General features: G+C 72.0%; 1 protein-coding gene and 1 pseudogene. One reads left to right on the plus strand and one right to left on the minus strand.

Going from position 1 to position 2,041, the window contains the following annotated elements:
• Positions 1-281: 281 nt before the first annotated feature.
• The gene (locus ND748_RS30690) at positions 282-1,067 is read right to left on the minus strand and encodes an enoyl-CoA hydratase/isomerase family protein (RefSeq protein WP_251749788.1); all 786 of its coding nucleotides are present in this window, start codon (positions 1,065-1,067) and stop codon (positions 282-284) included.
• A 564-nt stretch (positions 1,068-1,631) separates the two neighbouring features.
• On the opposite strand from ND748_RS30690, the pseudogene ND748_RS30695 reads away from it, so the two are divergent.
• Positions 1,632-2,041 (plus strand): annotated as a pseudogene (locus tag ND748_RS30695) (ABC transporter transmembrane domain-containing protein); the annotation flags it as partial.

Here is a 2,041-nt window from a genome sequence, read left to right on the forward strand (position 1 = left end):
CCGTTGGAGCAGGCGCCGAGGACGAGTCCGGCCAGCCCGGCGGCGGCCGCGATCCGCCGCAGCCGGCGCCGCCGCCGCCGCCCACGGATGCGACCGGACCCTCCGACCTGGTCACCGACGCACCGCCGCAGGCTTTTCAACGTGCACTCCTCGCATCCGACCGCCCACCGGGGGCGATTTCGGGTGAGGAAAAGTCATACCAGAACAGGGCACGGATCCGACAGGGCACGGATCCGACAGGGCAGATCCGACAAAGCGGGACGGCCGCGGTGACCCGGCGGTCAGATGAACTTCGGGGCGCGCTTCTCGACGAACGCCGTGATGCCTTCCCGGCCGTCGCCGACCGCGCTGTGCGCGATCTCGCGCGCCTCCAGCTCCATCTGCGTCTCCAGGCCGTTGGCGAACGTCTGCACCAGCAGACGCTTGATGGCCCCGTGCGAGTCGGCTGGGCCCGCCGCGATCCGCTGCGCCAGCGCCGTCGCCTCACCGGCGAGGTCCTCGGCCGGCACGACCCGGGTGACCAGGCCCCATTCCAGCGCCTCGGCGGCGGACAGCCGGCGGTTGAGAAACATGAACTCCTGCGTGCGGCGCAGGCCCATCAGCCGGGGCAGCGTGTAGGAGGAACTGCCGTCCGGGCTGAGCCCCACGTTGGTGTAGGCCATGGTGAAGGTGGCGGAATCGGCCGCGAGCACCAGGTCGCCGGCGGCCACGATGCTGACCCCCGCACCCGCGGCGACGCCGTTGACGGCGACGATCAGCGGCGCGTTCATCCGAGCGAAGATCGACACCGCCCGGTGCAGGTCGTCGGCGAGCTTCTTGATTTCCACGCCGATGCGGTCGCCGTGGTCCGCCATCTCCTTCACGTCGCCGCCGGCGGTGAAGAAACGGCCGGTCGCGGTCAACAGCACGGCCCGGACCGACGGGTCACCGTCGCAGGCGGCTGCCGCCCGGGCCAGTTCCGCGGACATCTCCTGGTTGAGGCCGTTCGCGGCGTCGGGGCGGTTCAGGGTGATCCGGGCCACCCCGCCGTCACGCTCGAACTTCAGGGTCCGGAACTCCGGGCTCATCAGCGTCTCCGTTCACAGGGCGTCGCGGCGACACGTCTGACAGTCATCCGTGCTGCGGTCAGGCGTCTCAGGTTCGCGTGATCCCGCCGGTGCGGGATCCGCTCAGACAGACCTACCAGCATTCGACCGCGGCCGCCCGCGACGCCGACCGCCCGCCCTCCCCAACGCCCGAAGGCCCCAACGCTCGAAGACCCGAACGCTCGAACGCCCGAAGGCCCCAACGCGGACCGCCCGGGCCGCCGGGCCGGGCCGAGCCGGCGGCGACGACCGGGGGTACCCAGTGTGATACCCGCATGACAGCAACACACAGGAAGGCCCAGGTAATTCACAGTCAGATCTTCCGCGAGCCGACTAACGTTTCCATTCGTCGGCAATACGGCCGACCTGGAGGAAGGGATAGAAACAATGCCGCTCAAGAAGATTCTTCCGCCGCCGCCCAAGCCGAAGAGGCCGCGCCGGCCGCGGCCCCATCCGCTCCCCAGGAAGCCGTCGCACGGGTAACGGCTCTTCGGCCGGCTCACCGACCGGGCGCTCGTCCAGGGTGCACCCCGGGAGTTCTGGGGCCCGGCGGCGGGGTGGCTGTCCGTCGCCGTCGCCGGCGGCATGTGCGGGTACGCGGGCCACCTCCTGGAAGCTCGGGCGTCGGGGCGGTTGCTGGGCCGGCTGCGCGAGGCGATGCTCGCCCGCCTGCATGTGCTGTCGCCGACCTTCTTCGCGCAGCGGCCGGCCGGCGACCTCATCACCCGGTTCGGCTCGGACGTGGACGCCGTCGACGAGCTCGTCGGCACCGGCCTGGTCCAGGCTGTCACCGCCGGCTGCGCCGTGGTGTGCTTCGCCTCGGCCGCCTTCGTGCTGCGCTGGGAACTGGCGCTGCTGGCCTGCGCCGCGGCGCCGCTGCACTGGCTGCTCACCCGCCGGCTCGCCGGCCGGGTGCGGGCGGTGTCGCACGCCGAGCGGGCCGCCGAGGGCCGCAT

This window comes from Frankia sp. AiPs1 (genome assembly GCF_023716945.1).
Taxonomy (GTDB): Bacteria; Actinomycetota; Actinomycetes; order Frankiales; family Frankiaceae; genus Frankia.